Genomic DNA, 16975 nt, shown 5'->3' on the forward strand with positions numbered 1-16975 from the left:
AAAAGGGTCCCTTAAGTAAAATGGTATATTATACGATTAGGTCGTCTATTATACCATTTCACTGAAACACTCTTTAATTCTAACGAGAACTATTTGAGTGATCGCCTATTGCCATAGGGACAACTCGTCTATAAGACGACCCGGTCGTATAATAGACGATTCGCAGGGAACGATCTTCGTATCAAAGTACAAAACAAGATCGAAGAATGTCCCAAGGTACAGAAACCTGACGGCCACGATGGCCGGCAGGAAGCGGAGCTCGAGGCGGGAGCCTCGATTCTCAGGATGGAGATATTCCGGCGGAGCCAAAACCAAGCAGCGGAACTACCCGCCAGCCTTCTTCAAAGCCTCAGCAATCACAATCTCGCGCTCGATGCGATAGAACAGCACGCGCTCTTCAAGACCGTCCGAAGCCACACCGTCGGCTTCAGAGAAGAAATCCCGCAGGCGCTCGATTTTTTTCTCAATCGTCACGCGCGTCGACTCGCGGCCTTCGGTTTTTCCTTTAGCGAAATTGAAAACAAGCTTATAGCGAATGCCCGCTGACGGCGGCTTAGAAACCTCCGGTGGCAAAAAACCATCAACACCTTTGATGAACTCGGTTTCTAAATAACCGGTGTCTTGATTTTCAACGGCAATGGGATACTTGATCGAAGTGTGCGCAGCCTTCCAAACACTGTCGTAGGCTGCGAAGTAAACTTTCTGATGTATAGATTGCTTCAGAATGGCGTTCTCCGGATCCTGCTGACGGTCGAAAAGACTGCAGCCGGATCCGAGAAGCATTAATACGGAACTAGAAATCCAAAGAAGAGTGCGTGACATGAGTAGCATTATTGATCATCGCAGGACCGAGATCAACCGTAGAAACATTCAGACTGCCAAGGAAATTGACCTCCCAGTGTTTCTTGCCTGGCAAGTGATTGCCGCCCGGCCACTTCGGCAAAGACAGAGTTTCCGCCCATTGTGGAGCGTACATTTCCCAGTAACTGCTGTTCACTTGCACCTTCGCCGCACCTTGAGCAGACTGAAGAACTTGAGACACCACAGCATAAGTCGCAATCGCGTTTACGCCAAAGATGGAGTTCATCTTTTGCAACAAAAGGTCGCCGTTTGCCGCCATTGAAGGGTCCGCCATGATCGGTAAGAACTGCGGAGCCACGCCGTTTCCAGCTGGAACCAAAACCGCGCTCAAACGATCTGTGCCCGGTCCGCTGGAATCCAAGTCTTTCGACTTTTTCAAAACAGACAAAACAGAACCTTTATTATCTAAAGTCGAAAGGCTTTGTTTTTGACCGGACTTCACGACTTTCACGTCGGTCGGAACCATGTATTCGTTAAAGTGAGCAACACCCACCGCCATCATGGTCTCATCACCCGCAATCGCCGGAGCCGTCACGTTCACTTTGCCTTTGAAATCCATGTCCGTCACAGATAAGTCCATTTGCGTGCTGGATTTTGTGATGTTCAAATCCTTCAAACCACCGCCAGAAATCGTGAAGTCATTCACAAGTTCATACATCGGAGCTTTGTTGCGAAGCTTGTCCACCACTTGCTTGAATGGGAAGCGGCCACGAGCTGCAAAAACTTTTTGCACTCCGCCCTCAGCGAAGTACGTGCGATAATTAGGCTTATCGATGGTCACAGGCAAAATGTAAGATTCTTTTTGTTTCGGGAACGTGATGTTGCTTGGAACTTCAGCGTCTTGACCTAAAATGGTGATCACATCCGACTGCGGGCTGATCACAGCATCGATATTGAACGCCAAGAAATCATTGCGAGTCATCGCCGGGATCACCAAACCGAAATCGATGATGCCATCGCGGTCTTGGATGTTATGGCCCGTCGTTGTGCCTTTGACTTCGAACTGAGTGGTGTTGGTGTTGCTTCTTTTACGCAGACGGTAGGTGCGATCGCCCGGAGTTTGAGCAAAGTAAGTGGCACGAACATGGCCCGGAGCCTCGATCGTCACGGCTTGAGCATCCGTCCAACCTGCCGGCAGGTCGATGTGGCCGGCCGCATCCGCTGTCATATAGTTACCGGCAAAGGGAGCCCCTTCTTCCATACCGATTAGGATTTGAGCTCCTGCCAATGGCTGGAGGTCTTCTCCTACGATGTTGATGCCCGTTGCAGCCGCCGGCGAGAAAATTCCCCAGAATTTGCCTGAAGGCGTGGTTGGCTTGTCTTGAGAACAGCCAGCAAGGTTTAAAGCGGCAATAGCGCCGATAAGGCTCAAAGCCCAATGAGTTCGAAGTTGCGTCCGTAGATGCATTGAGGGTCCCCCTTCCCGATTAGTGGATCCTAAGTTGCTTTAATAATAGGCAAATTCAAGAAACGTCCTATTTCTGAAAATGACAGATTCAATTGCATTTTGAATGGGAGCTCTAGTCAATACTAAAGACTAGGGGGCTTCCACTTTTTGTCCGACTTTAATGAGAAAGGATCTGACTCAGGGGTTGACATAAGCCGCAGGGATCGTTAAAAAAGTTGCTCTTCAAGACATTAGAGTCAGGCGGAAACGCAATGCGCTAGGTTTTGGGACGTCTTAATGACGGTGTGGTGGGGTAGCTCAGCTGGTTAGAGCAACGGAATCATAATCCGTAGGTCGGCGGTTCAAGTCCGCCTCTCACTACCAACTTTCTCTCACCAAAGGTGAGGCGAATTTATAAAACCCGCTTCGAGCGGGTTTTTTTTTGCCTGAAAACGAATTTAGAAAGTGAGGCCTTATGCAATCCCTCAAAGCTGAAGCAACAAAGTTGATCAAGACTCATCTCGACGAGTTGAATGCGACTTCTGACGAACTCGGTGGCGTTTTCATCACTGGAATCGACGGCACCGTGGCCGTGATTGGCGCTGTAGGCTCAAAAAAGAAGATCATCTTCCGCACAAGCTTCGTGACGGATGACTCCGACAAGCTTCTCGATGCTCAAGTCCTTATGCAGGATTTGCTCGAAGAAGAAGGCATCGAAGCGATTTCTGAGCACGATTTCAACATCGCCATCGGCGAGACTTAGTTTTTTCAGCGCTCGAAAAAATTAGAGTCTTTAAAAAATCGAGAGTCACGAGCTCGGTGATCCATTTTCTGGATCAGTTTCGTACTTTAGCCAGGGCTCCAGTCCGTTGACGGTCATTTCATTCCCGCAAATCCTAAATGGATGACGCCGAAGAAAAATAAAAATTTAAAACGCGAAAATAATAACCGACGGACTTTTTTAAAACGCGCGCTCTCTTCCCTCATTCTCTTTGGTGCTCAAAAAGCTTCGGCCTTCTTGGTTCCTTTTGCTTTCTTCAAAAAACAACCGATCCCAACCACTCTCTGGGGATGGGGCTTTAATGGCTATGGCCAGGTGGGCGACACTTCGCTTATTAACAGAAGCGCGCCCGTGCAAATCGGTGCCCTCACCGATTGGGATTCGATCAGCGCCGGCAGTCTGCACACGGTCGGCGTGAAATCCAATGGCACGCTCTGGGCTTGGGGCGATAACACCACCGGCAACTTAGGAATCGGAACGATCATCGGAAAAAGCTCGCCGGTGCAAGTGGGTTCTTCGACCGACTGGATGCAAGCAAGTGCCGGCGGAATCTATACGGCCGCTGAACACTACAACACTCTTGCGATTAAGACTGACGGCACACTGTGGGCCTGGGGAAACGCCGCTCAGGGACAGCTCGGTGATAGCACTGTGGTTTCAAAAAGCTCACCGATCCAAATCGGAGCCCTCACCGACTGGAGTAAAGTCAGCGCCGGCGAGTCGCACGTTCTTGCTATCAAAACAGATGGCACACTGTGGGCCTGGGGCGATAATACTTACGGACAAATTGGTGATAACACTGTCGTTGCGAAAAGTTCGCCGGTACAAGTCGGTGCGCTTACAACCTGGGCTTTCGCTTCTGCCGGCGGCGATCGTTGTTACGCGATTAAAACCGACGGCACTCTTTGGGTTTGGGGTTCCAACAATTCAGGCTCGCTCGGCATCGGCAATACCGTGAATAAGAGTTCACCGACTCAGGTTGGAGCGCTGACCGACTGGAGTTTTGTTGAAGCTGGCCACACTCATGTAGCGGCAATAAAAAGCAACAACACTCTTTGGGCCTGGGGACAAAACAACAAAGGCCAGCTCGGTGACGGCACAATTGCTTCAAAAAGTTCACCAGTGCAAATCAGTTCTCTGGCGTGGAGAAAAGTCAGTGCCGGAGAGTCTTTCTCGGTGGCGACGAAGTGAAATATACCGGCGCCCCTCGCTGAGGGTGGTAAACAAAGCCCTCAGATCGCTTGTAGACAATGCCAGCGCCTCGGAGGCTATTTTTACCTAGCTTCGAGGAGGCTCTGGCGATGGGGGGCCATCTATGTTATAACGGCCCCCATGAAATTCGAAAAATACCACCTCTCCGAAGACATCCTCCGCAACCTCCATGACCTCGGATTTTTCCGCACGACGGATATTCAGTATAAAGCCATTCCTTCAATCCAAAAGGGCGAGGACGTTTTAGCCATCGCTCAAACCGGAACTGGTAAAACGGCGGCCTTTGCAATTCCGATCATCAATGGAATTCACGCCAATAAAGCAAGTAAGCGTGCCTTGGGTATTAAATGCCTTGTGATGGTCCCTACCCGTGAATTAGCGCAACAAATTGGTGAAGTATTTAATTCGATCGCCAAACACACCAAAGTTCGTGCTTTTGCTGTGTTTGGCGGCGTTGAGCAAGATGCCCAGATCAAAAAGCTTCAAGACGGAATTGATGTCTTGATCGCAACTCCGGGCCGTATGTTTGAACTCATCCGTGAAGAGTATATGAATCTCCACCACATCGAGACGCTGGTATTGGACGAAGCCGATCGCATGTTGGATTTAGGTTTCATTGATGACGTTCAGGCGGTTAAAAAAAGACTGCCACGCAATCACCAGACTTTGTTCTTCTCTGCAACAATCAATGCTGAAATCAAAAAGCTCGCGTACTCTCAAGTTCGTAGCAGTGCGATTCGTATTCAGATTTCTCCGGAAGATCCGGTTTCTAAGAACATCACTCACTCTGTGATGTTTGTTGAAATGGATGACAAGCGTTTCTTCTTGGCCGAGTTCATCCAGCAAAATCCTGAAGGTAAGTTTATCATCTTCGTTCGTACTCGCGTTCGCGCCGAACGTGTGGCGAAGGCGCTTGAGCGCGCCGAGATTTCTTCACGCACTTTGCATGGTGAAAAAGACCAGACCGACCGCATGGAGGTCTTGCGTGATTTCCGCAATGGCAAATTCAATATTTTGATTGCAACGGATGTCAGTGCGCGCGGCATAGATATCAACGATGTCACGCATGTGATTAACTACGATCTTCCGGAAAATCCAGAGAACTACGTTCATCGTATCGGCCGCACCGGCCGTGGTTTCAATAAAGGCATCGCCGTTTCTTTCTGCGCTCAAGAGGAAAAGCCGCTGCTCGCAGATATCGAAGAAGCCATCGGCAAACAGATCGACGTCATGAAGGTCAGCAAAGCCGGTTATGAAATGATCACAAAGCCTATAGACCTTGGTTTGGACTTAAAAGCCTTGATCGAGTCTGAAGAGGCCCGAATGGAAGCCGCCAAGAAGCGCCGTAAGAAAAAGAAGCGCTAATAAAAAAAGCCACCCTCGCGGTGGCTTTTTTTTTGCTCTAGGGTGGATACTGATCGCTCGGAATAATTGTAATTATTCGGTCTTGAGTCAGGAACTTCTGCAGCGTAAAGCGCGGGTATTCCACTCCTCCGGTGGATTGGCCCGGTAAAACGCCGATGCGTTCCCACTCGGACTGCGCAGACTCTGGCGCTTCAAACTGAAGTGCATGCCCGCCTGCTGTGTCGGTGACAAACCAACCGTAATCTTTCATTGCTGTCAGAATAATTTTGATCGCGCGTTTTTTCTGGGTCGTTAAAGCCGCCAACGAGTTGACGTAGTCGTCGATCTCTTGATCCGTGACTTTAAGAGCAAAGCGCATGCCCTCAGGAATATTTCCAACTTTGCCAGGATGCTCCAGCTTCGTTGCCGGCGCCACATAGAAGCTGCCAGACGTATCAACGATCGGCATTGAAAGTGCGTGCTCAATCTTCCCGGCTTCGATTTCCCAAGGACGAACTAGCATCGCCAGATAGTTGACACCAATCCCGCGCGAGCCCGTGCACTTCGTCGCTTTGTTATCCCAATTATTAGTAAAGTAATCTCCAGGGCACAGATTGCCGTTACCGATGGTGATTTGTTTGGCCGCGGTATCGACCGTCATATCCCAAAGATTCCACTCGCGGCCCGTTGCTGGATCAAGAATGATCGCCTGCGCATCGGTCCCTGCATTTGGCAACCACGCTGGATTATACGGAACCATTTTGCCATTCAGATTTCCCCAGTTGTTTTTATCTTTAACCACATACTGATCTGTGGCTTTCGTCGCATCGTAAACCGGATAGGTGTACTTTCTGAAATTCATTTCGGGCATTGTTCCATTGAAACTTGTCCAGAGGAAGTCCGCGTATTTCTTGCTCTCAGGATGTAGAGGCAAGTTCGTCACCGGAATATTCCACGGAGCCTTCGGGCCGTAAGGACGGACACCGGTAAAGGCCTTTGTCACGGGCGTCGGAGTTGGGCTTGGAGTGGCCGTCGGCGTCGCCGTCGGGCTCGGTGTCGGAGTCGCCGTAGGCTTTGGCGTCGGAGTAGGAGTTGGCGTTGGCGTGGCCGTTGGCTGCGGCGTCGCAGTCGGTGTCGGCGTCATGACCGGTGTTGCCGATGGCTTTGGTGTTGGAGTTGGGATCGGTGTCGGTGACATCGCCGGTGTTGCCGTCGCCACGGGAGTGGGGCTCGGATTCGGCGTCGGCGTTGGAGTTGCGTCCGTCTCGCTATTAGGGCCACTGCTGCTGAGGTCTTGGCCATTCACCGCCTCAAACTGCTTTACGCCGACAGGACCACAGGCGCTGAGGATAGAAATCAAAGATGCTAACAATAGAATTCTCATAAGTGGCGACTCCCCCAAAAAGACACTTATGAGTAGTATCGTCCTTGTCGCCCGCATTCGGGATATCGAAGCAGCAAAATCCCAGTTTAGAACACTCCTTCTGATCGGACCTGTTCGGGGGAGGTAAAACTCCCCGCTTGCACCAAAACTCCCCAAAACTTCCGGTCGGCGCCAGCTCAAATCAAAATGAAGGCGTTTTCGCGTTGGCTTCGCAGTTGCAATAACACTCAGTCGTGAAAAGGAGGCTGTCATGTTACGCGCAGCTATTGCATTCTTTATTCTGGCTCTCGTTGCTTTTATCTTCGGAGCTAACGGAATTGCGGGTGTCTCGATGGAGATTGGTCGCATTCTTCTCGGGGTCTTCCTCATTCTAGCAGTTGTTTCGTTCATCATCTCCCTGGTTTCAGGGCGAGGAGGAAACAAGAGGATACTTTAGATACCTGACATCCTTGGGAAAGGCCCGCGCCTCATTGCGGGCCTTTTTTATTCTTGGATGAACTCTTTACTGAGACCAACCTTCTTTTACAAAGATTTTACGGCAACTGTCGGCTTCGAGATATTTTACAAACTCCTCTGCCAACGCTTTCTGTTTGGTGCCCTTCGCAAGGGCCGTGCCCATCGAGCGATAGATCGTGAGCTCCGGTTCTGTTTTCACAATCTCGGCCGTATCAGGATTTCTTGTGCCCCAGATATTAAACACAAGCCACGCATCGATCGTCTTATCTTCGTTCCACTTCTTTTCAGCCTCACCAGTGTTCTTTGCGGCATAGACGATATTCATACGGAACGCGCCTTTCAGAGGGGAGCAAATGATCGATTTTGGCTAAAATCTTCTTTGCCTTTCAACAGACAAGGCGTTCTCGATTTGGCGTCGGCGTTGCTCAAAATGCTGCAAATTTTCCCCAAAACGCTGCAAAAATGCAGCGATCGATGCAGTTTTTGCAGCACTCTGATTGACTTCCCTTCTGAGCGCTGCAAAAAACACCCTCATGCTGCATCAATACCTTCTCCAAGAATTTGAACGCCGAAGCCGTACAAATCCCAAGTATTCTCTGAGAGCCTTTGCGCGCGACTTAGAAATCCACTCGGGCACCCTTTCTAGCATCCTTCATCAGCGCCGCGCGGTGGGCACAAAGGTGCTTGCGCATCTTCTGAAGAAATTACCGCTGACTGCGATGGAAAAGAAAAGAATGCTTTCCGAGCTGGTGGCGCCTGCATCCGTAAGATCTGACAAATTCCCAGTCATTGGCGAAGAAGCTCTCAGCATCATCAAGGACTGGGAACATTTCGCCATCTTGTCTTACCTGCAGATTCGCAAAGCTAAAAAGACTCCTATGGATATCGCGAAGGCACTGCACCTGCCGCAAGCCAAAGTCCTTCGCGCCCTCTCAAACCTTGAAAGAACCGATTTGCTGAAGCGTGAAGGCGACCAATATAAAATCACTCAAAAGAACTTAGCGACATCGAATGGAATTCCAAGTGCGGCACTGCGCGAAGCTCATGCACAGTATATCGATAAAGCTAAAAGCGCGCTCAACGACTTTACGACGACGGAACGTGATATTACAGGCCGAACTTTTGCAATTGCCAGGAAGAATCTGCCAAAGGCAAAAGAACTCATCCAACAATTCCGCTCAGACCTTTCAGAGCTTCTCGCGAATGGCGAAGCGGACGAAGTCTATCGACTCAATATTCAGCTATTCCCCCTCACTCACACTAAGCATGCGGAGAATTAAAATGAAAAAGATTTTTTACGCTTTCGCCGCTCTTGTCTGTACGACTTCACTGCAAGCTCTCGCTCAGATTGATGGCACTGGTTACGACCACGGCAACGGTGGTGACCCGTGTGAGATGCGCTTTAAAACAGTTGCTGCGGATATTCAATCTTGGCTCACCAAAGGGGGCGCTCAAAGTTTGGTATTACCAAAGGGAGTGTCATATACAAACTACCTCAATGGCATGCTTGGTAAAATCGAAACAGCCAAAGTAAGCTGCGTTGATGAAAAGCTCTTCATTGAAGGAGCAGAAAAAACCTGTGTGAACTTCACGGAGGCTAACGGCGACTTCCGCATTCAATGCAACATCAGCCGATTCACGGCAACCTCTGAGTCTAATCAATATGTTTTGGTTCATCATGAATACGCAGGTCTTGCAGGTTTTGAGACAAACACGGGCGAGGCTTCAAATTATGTGATTTCGTCGCAAATCACCGACTATCTTGAAAACGCCATCGTCAAAAAACTGGCGGTGAAACCACCCCCTGCTTTGGAAAAGAATCCTTTCGATCCGGCAATATGCACAGATGCGAATATGACTCCTGAAGAGGTTTATAAAACCTTTTCAGCGAATGAAAAGGCCCTCGTTCCTAGTTTCACGATTTACACGCGCGAGCGCTGGTGCAGTAATCCCAACGGGTGCACCGAGTGGAAATCTATTCGCAATCAAATCACGCATAACGAAAACGCTCCGGTTCCTAGAAAATATCTGGGAATTCCCAACGACGGCACGATCAACTATTTGTCCCCGGCGTACATGGATCCGAGCGTGACTCTTTCAAGCACGCAGGACACTGGCGTTGGCATCTACTTGAATTGCAAACCCGGTGGCGAGCAAGTGACATGCACAGTCTCATCGACACCGTTCTTAGAAAATATTGGTGAAGCAAAGGGCACAATTGGTGCGCACTGCACGCGTTTGAACATCCAGCATCCAGGATTCTTTGCAGACCGCGCTTTCTTTGAAAGCGAATTGATTTTTAAATATTCTTATGAATCGGGTCTGATTCCGAACGCTCCTTGGATTGAGCGCGAGTCCGTCATCATTTCAAGATACTAGTCAATATACTGGGGGCGGCTTCCCGCCCCGTTCTAATTACTAAATCAGGCAAATCTTAGCGGCAGTCGCGAAGGGCTTCCTGGCACTTTCTTTCAGCCTCATCTGGGCTGAAACTTCCATTGTCTGGATAAAAGGGCTGTGATGAAATCACTGTCGTGCTCGCATCACTCATAACTCCCATACGACGGAGAGACACGAGCGGCTTCGGACTGCATTCACAGTACATACGAACCAGTTGCGGCGGCGGTGTTGGATATGGTTGCGGTGCCGGTGGTGGTGTTGGCGCAGAACTTCCACCAGAACACGAATAGACCTTGCCGTTGATATTCACAGAGATCTTATCAGCTGCAAAAGCATTGAACGATGTCGCAAGAATTAAGAAAGATAAAAAGAGTTTTTTCAAAGAATCCCCCAGTTAGATTTTTGATGAATGTTTTGGTCAAAACGACCCCACCCGGTGACCGTTGCAAGGAGCGCGCCGAGTGCCTGACGAAAAAAGGCAGAATGACATGAGATTGTCACCGAGCACACCCGAACACCGGGCCGATTCCACAATAGCTCGTTCCTGCGCTGGCACGGGGCTCGCAAGTTCTCCTCTCGGTAATATCGGAGGCTTCCATGGTTTTCAACTCGCTCATCGCCATAGGGATTGTGGTCTTCGGACTCCTGCCCACGACAGCCCGGGCAGAGATCCAAGAGCTTCCCCTTTACAGCCGTTTCTATACGGACCTGAAGGCCCCTGAAAAGAACTCCAAAGAAATCGTCTTCATTCATGGCATGTACACGACGCCCCTTGCGTGGAGCCAGTGGATCGGAGTCTTTGAGCAGGCAGGGTACAAGGTCTCAGCCCCCGCATGGCCTCTGCATGACGGCAGCGTCGAAGAACAGCGCAAGCCTGAGCACCTGAAGGCTCTTGGCCAACTCACCTTCGAGCAAGTTCTAAATCATTACAGAAATATTTTAAAACAGAAGACAGTAAAACCTATTTTGATCGGCCACTCGATGGGCGGGCTCGTTGCGCAAATCCTTTTAAGCGAAGGCCTTGCCCAAGGAGCAATTGCGATCGAAACGGCGCCGCCTTTTGGGGTGATTACAACTCAAGAAGTGTTTTTTAGATCTAATGCCGAGGTCTTTGACTTTTTTAAACCAGCAACAATGCCGATCCAGCTAAGTTTAGATTTTTTCTCAGAAGCTTTTCTAAATACTCAGCCCGCGGCGACTCACAAAGAAATTTACGAACGCTATTATGTTCCCGAATCAAGACAGATTGGCCGCGGACCTCTGACGTTTCAAGCAAAAATTGATTTTACGAAGCCCCGTGGGCCGTTGCTGTTGATCGCTGGCGGAGCAGATCGCGTCCTACCGGCTGAGCTGAACTACAAAAACTTTCTCGCCTACAAGAACACTCCCGCTGATACTGAGTTTGTCCAAACCTTCGGGCGTGACCACACGACGATCTTTAGTCCCGGCTGGGAACACGTCGCGAAGATCACGCTCGATTGGATTGATCAGCAATTCGCGGATTAATATCTAGGGGGGCGCTCTGGATTCATACAAGGCGACGTCTGCTGAGAGCTCGTGCTTGTTTGATCATCCGTCAAATCCATCGTTGCAGAACCCGCCGCCTGAGTCAGAGTCAGGATATCATGATAGATATTACCGCTCTTGATATTGTGGAAGCTTGCGGTTCCATAGATGGTTCTTAATTCTTCGTGGCACTTACGGTCTTTATCACGATTTTCATCATAGCGGCCTGGACGACCATCGGGTCCATCACCATCACACACAGTCACATAACCCTGCCAGTAAATACATTGACCCGTGCTATCCCACTCATAGTGAACCGGAACGGTCTCGCCGCGAACGAGGTCCACACGCGTGCCGTTGTCTGCCGTCACCGCATGAGCATCTACGGCTTGAAGTGCCGGAGCGAGCTCCGTGGTTTTTTGATTAAACATAAAGATCACAGGACCCACTTGATCAGAGAAGCGGAAAGACATGCGAGCCGTGCCTTCGAAATCATAGAAACTGGCTTTCAAAGATTTACCGACGGAAGCTGCCGTGAGTGGATTTTGCCCTGGCATTTGCACTGTGCCGCTCACGGACTGCACACTCCCCGGCAATTCCAAGGTTGAAGAACTTTTGCAACCGACAAGCGATAAAACCAAAGCCGATAATGTCAGACTGATAAATGGTGTTTTCATAAGACCCTCCGATGGGAGCACTTAGCAACGAGTATGCCCGTGGACTCTAGGAGCAAAATGCGCCGGAGAGGATTTACACGCAGGGAATGGTCTTGGTGTTTCGCAAGTGTTTCGGAAGGAATAAAGTGACAGCCCCGGGGTCTCCGAGGCTGCCTGTCGCGGGATCGCTTACTTATTCGCCCAGTTCACGAGCAAATTGAAATTCTGTTTTGGTCTATTGATATCGTACATGATGCCAAAGTGCGCCTCGGATCCATACTGTGGATCGAGACCGGCTTGGTAAGGCTCATCGAAGAGCTCGTACATATTCACTTCCTGAACGATGTCTGAATACTTCGTCGTTACTTCCGTAAAGAACTCATTCATACTGTCGTAGCAGCCCTTATCGCCGGCAAAGCCGCCGTCTTGATTTCCACGATACACTTCTGCACAGTTTGTCTCGTTCAAGTAAATAGGCACCTTATATTTTGTCGCCATTGCCCGCATTTGACCAAGATACATATCAAACCAATAGCCCTTGTTGCCGTACCATGGATAGTAGTGGAAGGTCACGACATCGAAGTTAAAACCTGAAGCCTTGGCCATATCGAGGAACCACATATCCCCGTTACGGTCATTGGGGCAACGGCCCGATGGACTTGTGTCATCACTATTACAGTTCGTCACGTTGATGGATGTCTTAATATTAATACCCAGCTCCGTCGCTGCCTGCTTGATACCTTTATATGTCTCCATCATTTCGTTGATGCGGTCTTGGGCTCCTATCTTACCCTGCAGATTCAGCTCGTTACCGATTTCGATGATCTCAAGATCTTTGCCGTATTTCTTTGCGATGTTGTAAGCCTGATCCTTTGTCATCGGATAGAACATCGGACGAAGCTTGATACCGTACTGTTTAGAAAGCGGAATCAAAGTATCAAGAATAATCGTGTTCGTGTAAGTCACATCGACACGATAGGTGCGCAGATTTTTTGCAGCCAGCATTTTAAAGACAGCTTCCGACTGACTGAGCTGGTAAACCGCGCGGATATCGTGACCGTTGACTCCCCAAAGCATTTTGCCGGAGCTTGCAACCGGAGTTGGCGTCGGTGTCGCTATTGGCACCGGTGTCGGAGTCGGAGTCGGCGCGACGGCCGTGCTCTTATTGATATAGACTGAGGTGTCTTGCATTTTATTATTTATAATTTGAAATGCATGGACACGAACACTGCCGTCAGCCATTGATGAGATGTTGAGTGGCGCTGAAAAGCCCCAGGGCTCACAAAAGACCCAAACTTGGCTTGTTGCCCTGCCGGCTCTATCGAAGGCCTCAACACGAACGTGCTGATTTGCTTGGCAAGAGCCATTCACTTCGATCGTAAGATGGTTTTTATCAATAACTTTATTCGCACCAGGTTTGCCGATGGTGATTGCCATCGCGCTGGCCGAGAAAAGTGTGAGAACGGACGTGATTAAAAGGTTTCCCCTGATTTGCATGAACTGCCCCCTAGCAGAAATTATTCACTAGAATCAGATTAGAAAGAGCACAGAGTGCTCTCGAGCGAATTTTTGCAAGCATCGCAAACTAAGACGATCCCACACTAAAACATCGTCACTTTGTATGTGCTCTGCTAAGAGAACACTTGTTTTCGCTGCCCTCTTTCGTCACTCCTATTTCCCTTTTTACTTTTAAAGATTTTTTTAATTCTGTAATCGCCTATAGGCGCAGGCATTATGCCACCACTTGAAGGTGCATTTTGGACGGCCTATTCCTGTGAATGAGAAGGAGGTTTCCGTGAGAACAATACTATTTCTTTTCTCTTTCATACTCTGGGCAGAGAGCAGTCTTGCAAAAATCGAGGCTGTCCTTGGTAATATTCCCCTGAAAGAAAATACCAATATCGTGGCCATGCCGCGAGTTTCTTCAAAAGAAGTGATTATCTCACGCGAACAATATGTGATCTCCTACAACAAAGAACGTCGCTCGCCGAACTGGGTGGCTTGGAAGGTGACGGCGGATAATCTCGGTACCGCCGCCCGCACCAATCGCTTTGAACAAGATAAGGAATTGCAAAATTACTTAGGCAAAATACCGAACGCTCTACCGGCCGTCACACCGGATGATTACCGCGGCAGCTGTTTTGATCGTGGCCACCAAGCTCCTTCAGCAGATAGAACCAACAGTGTTGAAAACAATCAGTCGACGTTCATGATGAGCAATATGCTGCCCCAGACGCCTTACTTGAATCGCTATCTGTGGGAACAAGTCGAGCGCTATACCCGTCAGCTTGTCAACGAAGGTAAAACCGTTTACGTGATCACAGGCCCGATCTATGATCAGAACTTTGGTTCGATTGGTCCTAAGCAAGACATCCCTGTGCCTTCGAAGATGTTTAAGATTGTGATCGTTCAAGACGGCAGTCAGCGCCGCACGTTCTCGGTGATTATGCCAAACATCTTAAGAAACGGCGAAGCCCCGACGAATAAAGAAGATCTTTGCAAAGATACAGCGACGCCAGGAGATACCCTCACCACCGAATGGCGCCGTTACCAAAGCAATGTCAGAGAGATCCAGAAAGAAGCGAAAATCTGGTTTACCCGCTAGTGTGACTCAGGGACGATGTCTTTTCCAAGAACTGGATTTTGCAGAATCGTGAAATCAATAATCTCAGGCCCGCTGAGTTCTACGGTCTCTTCCCGGCCGTAAGGGCGCACGTAGATGCGCTTATTCTCAGTCAGGGCCGCATGAATCTTTAAACCTTGAAAGTATTTAACAGCGCGGCTTGGAGTCTTAAACGGATGATCTTCTGTGAAGTATTCCGTCTTTGAATGATTGTCGTCGATCTCTTCAAACGTGGTTTTCACGATCTTGAGATCCCCTGCGCGATTCAGCAAAAACATTTCAGAGTAAGTCACGCCGCCAGTTCCTTGACGCCAGCCCTTCGGGTCTTGCAGGCCCTGCGGAAACTTAAATGGCTTTCCCGTATTCATCATCACATCAAGCAAATAGGCTTTACCATCTGCTGTCAGATAGGCACTGTCGCCGTAGCCTCCCATGAAATAGCTCTTAAACTTTGGATAGGCCTTGAGCTCTTTCGGAGGGATCATATCGAAGATATCCATGTCCAAAGTTCTCGGCGAAAGCTTCGTGTACTTAAAAAGCCCCTCGGGAGTCTTCACCGTCTGGCGACTGCGACCCGTCTCTCCTGGCAGGATCACTCGGGCTGACTCGACGATTTTATAATCGCCCTTAAAGGTCGTGGCCATGAATCTTTCTAAGCCTTTTCGGAAAGTCCAACTATAAGCGCGCATCTGATCGGTGAAAATCATCACGCCACCATCGCGATTGTTAAACTCGATACGGATGACTTTCTCGTGACCTTTTAATTTTAATGGAACCGGCTTAAAGGAATTCTTCTCGATATCTACGGCGTAAAGCGTGCCTTTTTTATCCAGTGCCATCAGAACATCGTTTCTCGCAGCAAGTTCTTCCGGAACCACGTTAAAGCGCGTCGCAAGCACCGTGAGCGCTGACGACATCAAGTACTGACGCACACTCTGACTGAGATCTTTACCATAGAGTGACAAGCCCGCCTGAAGCATCACTTCATAGGCGTAAGCGCCCGCGTCTTTTTGAGAGGTACTGAATTCTTGGTCACAGCCACCCACCGACAGCGGAATGTCACCTGCAACACACTGAACGTGGCCCATGGCCGTCGTGACTGAATGGCGGGATTCATGTATCAAGGTGCTGATATCTTCAAGAGGAGGAGCATTGAAAAAGTATCCACCGAGATAAATCGAATTCGATGCCGTTTGGTTATAGGCAATCGAGCCCATCTGCGTGAGATCAAGTCCCATAAACTTGGAATTCTTCGCAACATATCCGAGGAGATCTTTTAAATCGGCCTGTACTTGCGGAAGCCACTCCGGCGGAGCCTCGAGCTTTAAGTTATCCATCAACAACAAAACTTTGCCGAGCTTCGCTCTGTGCGAATCATCGCAAACGGTTTTCCCCTCAGGGATTTGCAAAGCGATCTTGGCAGCGAGTGCTTTGTACTGCTCTTCTGTAGGACATGGCAGATTGTTAAACGAATTCACTGCTCCCGGATCCGGCGCTTGAGAACTCTGCGAGTATTCTATTACTGATGCCTGTGGTGAATAACGGCCGAGCATCAACCCCACCAATGCGGCTGCAAATAAACCGAAGACTTTAAAGAAACTAATGTGTTTCATTTAAAACTCCCTCGATCAATTCTTGCTCTGAACTCGCGGCCATTGAAACGACTTTAGAATCCAAAGTGCGATAGTAAGCTTCTTTTTCTGTTTCACTGAGCGCCGTGTGCAGATTTCTAAAGGCCTGACGCTTCACCAACCAGTTTTCTTGGGGGCTCGCAAGCACTTGAGCATAGAATCCACGAAGTTCCGGCGCTAGAACAGAACTTGGTGCGCGACGAAGTGGCACTTGCTGCTCAAGCGCCTTGAGAATTCCCAGACGCTCCATCAGCATCGCCTTATACGGCTGGGGCTGCGTCGGATAAACTTGCGCAAAACGGGCGCGGACTTGGGTGAGATCTTCATTCCCGAAAGAGGCAAAGGCTTTGTTATCAAAAAGCGCTGAGTAAAGTTCCCCGCCCTGCAGGTTCTGCCAAGAAGTCTTTCGGGCGATGACTGCTGAGTGAGAATTGTTACTGACTGACGTCGCCGGTTGAACGGCAGGTTGTGAAGTGGCCGCGGTCTGTGTCGCTACCGCAGGAGTGCTTGGTTCTGCGGCCTCAGCCTCTGCGTGAGTTGCAACAGGGCGCGACTTTTTCCCGAGCCAATAGCACGAGATAAAAAGCGCAAGCACGACCACAAGATAACTCCAGAAGCTTTTCTTCATAGCGGACTTATCGGCTAAATTCGAGTAGCGGACGACCGTCCTTGGTCCAGCAAACAACCGGCCTTAAGTGTAATTACAGGGAACATTCATTTCTGAATCGCAGCTA

At 49.4% G+C, this 16975-nt stretch carries 16 protein-coding genes, 1 tRNA gene and 1 pseudogene; 9 read left to right on the top strand and 9 right to left on the bottom strand.

What is annotated here, in order from left to right:
* Positions 1-324: 324 nt before the first annotated feature.
* On the bottom strand, positions 325-822 hold the full coding sequence (locus JSU04_17005) for a hypothetical protein (protein ID MBS1972013.1): 498 nt from the start codon (positions 820-822) through the stop codon (positions 325-327).
* Positions 794-2269 (bottom strand): hypothetical protein, encoded by a 1476-nt coding sequence (locus JSU04_17010; GenBank protein ID MBS1972014.1) that lies wholly within the window; start codon positions 2267-2269, stop codon positions 794-796. The genes JSU04_17005 and JSU04_17010 overlap by 29 nt, the downstream gene beginning before the upstream one ends.
* A gap of 286 nt (positions 2270-2555) precedes the next feature.
* Between JSU04_17010 and JSU04_17015 the strand changes: the two genes are divergently transcribed.
* From JSU04_17015 to JSU04_17030, 4 genes are all read left to right on the top strand, one after another.
* Positions 2556-2632: transfer RNA gene (locus tag JSU04_17015), tRNA-Met, on the top strand.
* A gap of 91 nt (positions 2633-2723) precedes the next feature.
* Entirely contained in the window at positions 2724-3011 is a 288-nt protein-coding gene (locus JSU04_17020) for a hypothetical protein (GenBank protein ID MBS1972015.1), read from the top strand.
* 141 nt (positions 3012-3152) lie between these two features.
* Entirely contained in the window at positions 3153-4220 is a 1068-nt protein-coding gene (locus JSU04_17025) for a hypothetical protein (protein MBS1972016.1), read from the top strand.
* 141 nt (positions 4221-4361) lie between these two features.
* Positions 4362-5606, top strand: a complete 1245-nt coding sequence (locus JSU04_17030; GenBank protein MBS1972017.1) for a DEAD/DEAH box helicase — start codon at positions 4362-4364, stop codon at positions 5604-5606.
* A gap of 997 nt (positions 5607-6603) precedes the next feature.
* On the opposite strand, the pseudogene JSU04_17035 reads toward JSU04_17030, so the two are convergent.
* Positions 6604-6684, bottom strand: a pseudogene (locus tag JSU04_17035) (energy transducer TonB).
* 535 nt (positions 6685-7219) lie between these two features.
* Here JSU04_17035 and JSU04_17040 point away from each other — a divergent pair.
* On the top strand, positions 7220-7405 hold the full coding sequence (locus JSU04_17040; protein ID MBS1972018.1) for a DUF1328 domain-containing protein: 186 nt from the start codon (positions 7220-7222) through the stop codon (positions 7403-7405).
* A 66-nt stretch (positions 7406-7471) separates the two neighbouring features.
* Here JSU04_17040 and JSU04_17045 read toward each other — a convergent pair whose 3' ends face one another.
* A complete protein-coding gene (locus tag JSU04_17045; protein MBS1972019.1) occupies positions 7472-7750 on the bottom strand; it encodes a substrate-binding domain-containing protein in 279 nt (92 codons plus the stop codon).
* A 208-nt stretch (positions 7751-7958) separates the two neighbouring features.
* Here JSU04_17045 and JSU04_17050 point away from each other — a divergent pair, with 208 nt between their 5' ends.
* Complete coding sequence (locus tag JSU04_17050) at positions 7959-8705, top strand: DUF4423 domain-containing protein (GenBank protein MBS1972020.1); 747 nt, start codon at positions 7959-7961, stop codon at positions 8703-8705.
* A 1-nt stretch (position 8706) separates the two neighbouring features.
* Positions 8707-9804, top strand: coding sequence for a hypothetical protein (locus JSU04_17055; protein MBS1972021.1), 1098 nt, complete (start codon positions 8707-8709; stop codon positions 9802-9804).
* Positions 9805-9859: 55 nt separating this feature from the next.
* Here the strand turns inward: JSU04_17055 and JSU04_17060 are convergent, their stop codons facing one another.
* Positions 9860-10207, bottom strand: coding sequence for a hypothetical protein (locus JSU04_17060; GenBank protein ID MBS1972022.1), 348 nt, complete (start codon positions 10205-10207; stop codon positions 9860-9862).
* A gap of 215 nt (positions 10208-10422) precedes the next feature.
* Between JSU04_17060 and JSU04_17065 the strand changes: the two genes are divergently transcribed.
* Positions 10423-11331, top strand: coding sequence for an alpha/beta hydrolase (locus JSU04_17065; GenBank protein MBS1972023.1), 909 nt, complete (start codon positions 10423-10425; stop codon positions 11329-11331).
* Here the strand turns inward: JSU04_17065 and JSU04_17070 are convergent.
* Entirely contained in the window at positions 11328-12008 is a 681-nt protein-coding gene (locus JSU04_17070; GenBank protein ID MBS1972024.1) for a hypothetical protein, read from the bottom strand. The genes JSU04_17065 and JSU04_17070 overlap by 4 nt on opposite strands.
* Before the next feature lie 168 nt (positions 12009-12176).
* Entirely contained in the window at positions 12177-13484 is a 1308-nt protein-coding gene (locus JSU04_17075; GenBank protein ID MBS1972025.1) for a glycosyl hydrolase 53 family protein, read from the bottom strand.
* Positions 13485-13782: 298 nt separating this feature from the next.
* Here JSU04_17075 and JSU04_17080 point away from each other — a divergent pair, with 298 nt between their 5' ends.
* Positions 13783-14592: a DNA/RNA non-specific endonuclease gene (locus JSU04_17080; GenBank protein MBS1972026.1), complete on the top strand. Its 810-nt coding sequence runs from the start codon at positions 13783-13785 to the stop codon at positions 14590-14592.
* Here JSU04_17080 and JSU04_17085 read toward each other — a convergent pair.
* Together JSU04_17085 and JSU04_17090 are read right to left on the bottom strand one after the other, a co-directional pair.
* Positions 14589-16223 carry a hypothetical protein gene (locus JSU04_17085; protein MBS1972027.1) on the bottom strand — a complete coding sequence of 545 codons (1635 nt, stop codon included), beginning with the start codon at positions 16221-16223 and terminating at the stop codon, positions 14589-14591. The two genes, JSU04_17080 and JSU04_17085, sit on opposite strands and share 4 nt — an antisense overlap.
* On the bottom strand, positions 16210-16869 hold the full coding sequence (locus JSU04_17090; GenBank protein ID MBS1972028.1) for a hypothetical protein: 660 nt from the start codon (positions 16867-16869) through the stop codon (positions 16210-16212). Before JSU04_17090 ends, JSU04_17085 begins: the two co-directional genes overlap by 14 nt.
* Positions 16870-16975: the final 106 nt, after the last annotated feature.

Source organism: Bdellovibrionales bacterium, from assembly GCA_018266295.1.
Taxonomy (GTDB): domain Bacteria; phylum Bdellovibrionota; class Bdellovibrionia; order Bdellovibrionales; family Bdellovibrionaceae; genus JACMRP01.

What these genes read in the sequence shown, in the direction of transcription:
- JSU04_17065 (MBS1972023.1), top strand. Translation starts at nt 10,423, where the DNA reads ATGGTTTTCAACTCGCTCATCGCCATAGGGATTGTGGTCTTCGGACTC.
- JSU04_17045 (MBS1972019.1), bottom strand. Translation starts at nt 7,750, where the DNA reads ATGAATATCGTCTATGCCGCAAAGAACACTGGTGAGGCTGAAAAGAAG.
- JSU04_17090 (MBS1972028.1), bottom strand. Translation starts at nt 16,869, where the DNA reads ATGAAGAAAAGCTTCTGGAGTTATCTTGTGGTCGTGCTTGCGCTTTTT.
- JSU04_17085 (MBS1972027.1), bottom strand. Translation starts at nt 16,223, where the DNA reads ATGAAACACATTAGTTTCTTTAAAGTCTTCGGTTTATTTGCAGCCGCA.
- JSU04_17070 (MBS1972024.1), bottom strand. Translation starts at nt 12,008, where the DNA reads ATGAAAACACCATTTATCAGTCTGACATTATCGGCTTTGGTTTTATCG.
- JSU04_17075 (MBS1972025.1), bottom strand. Translation starts at nt 13,484, where the DNA reads ATGCAAATCAGGGGAAACCTTTTAATCACGTCCGTTCTCACACTTTTC.
- JSU04_17030 (MBS1972017.1), top strand. Translation starts at nt 4,362, where the DNA reads ATGAAATTCGAAAAATACCACCTCTCCGAAGACATCCTCCGCAACCTC.
- JSU04_17050 (MBS1972020.1), top strand. Translation starts at nt 7,959, where the DNA reads ATGCTGCATCAATACCTTCTCCAAGAATTTGAACGCCGAAGCCGTACA.
- JSU04_17055 (MBS1972021.1), top strand. Translation starts at nt 8,707, where the DNA reads ATGAAAAAGATTTTTTACGCTTTCGCCGCTCTTGTCTGTACGACTTCA.
- JSU04_17025 (MBS1972016.1), top strand. Translation starts at nt 3,153, where the DNA reads ATGACGCCGAAGAAAAATAAAAATTTAAAACGCGAAAATAATAACCGA.
- JSU04_17040 (MBS1972018.1), top strand. Translation starts at nt 7,220, where the DNA reads ATGTTACGCGCAGCTATTGCATTCTTTATTCTGGCTCTCGTTGCTTTT.
- JSU04_17005 (MBS1972013.1), bottom strand. Translation starts at nt 822, where the DNA reads ATGTCACGCACTCTTCTTTGGATTTCTAGTTCCGTATTAATGCTTCTC.
- JSU04_17020 (MBS1972015.1), top strand. Translation starts at nt 2,724, where the DNA reads ATGCAATCCCTCAAAGCTGAAGCAACAAAGTTGATCAAGACTCATCTC.
- JSU04_17010 (MBS1972014.1), bottom strand. Translation starts at nt 2,269, where the DNA reads ATGCATCTACGGACGCAACTTCGAACTCATTGGGCTTTGAGCCTTATC.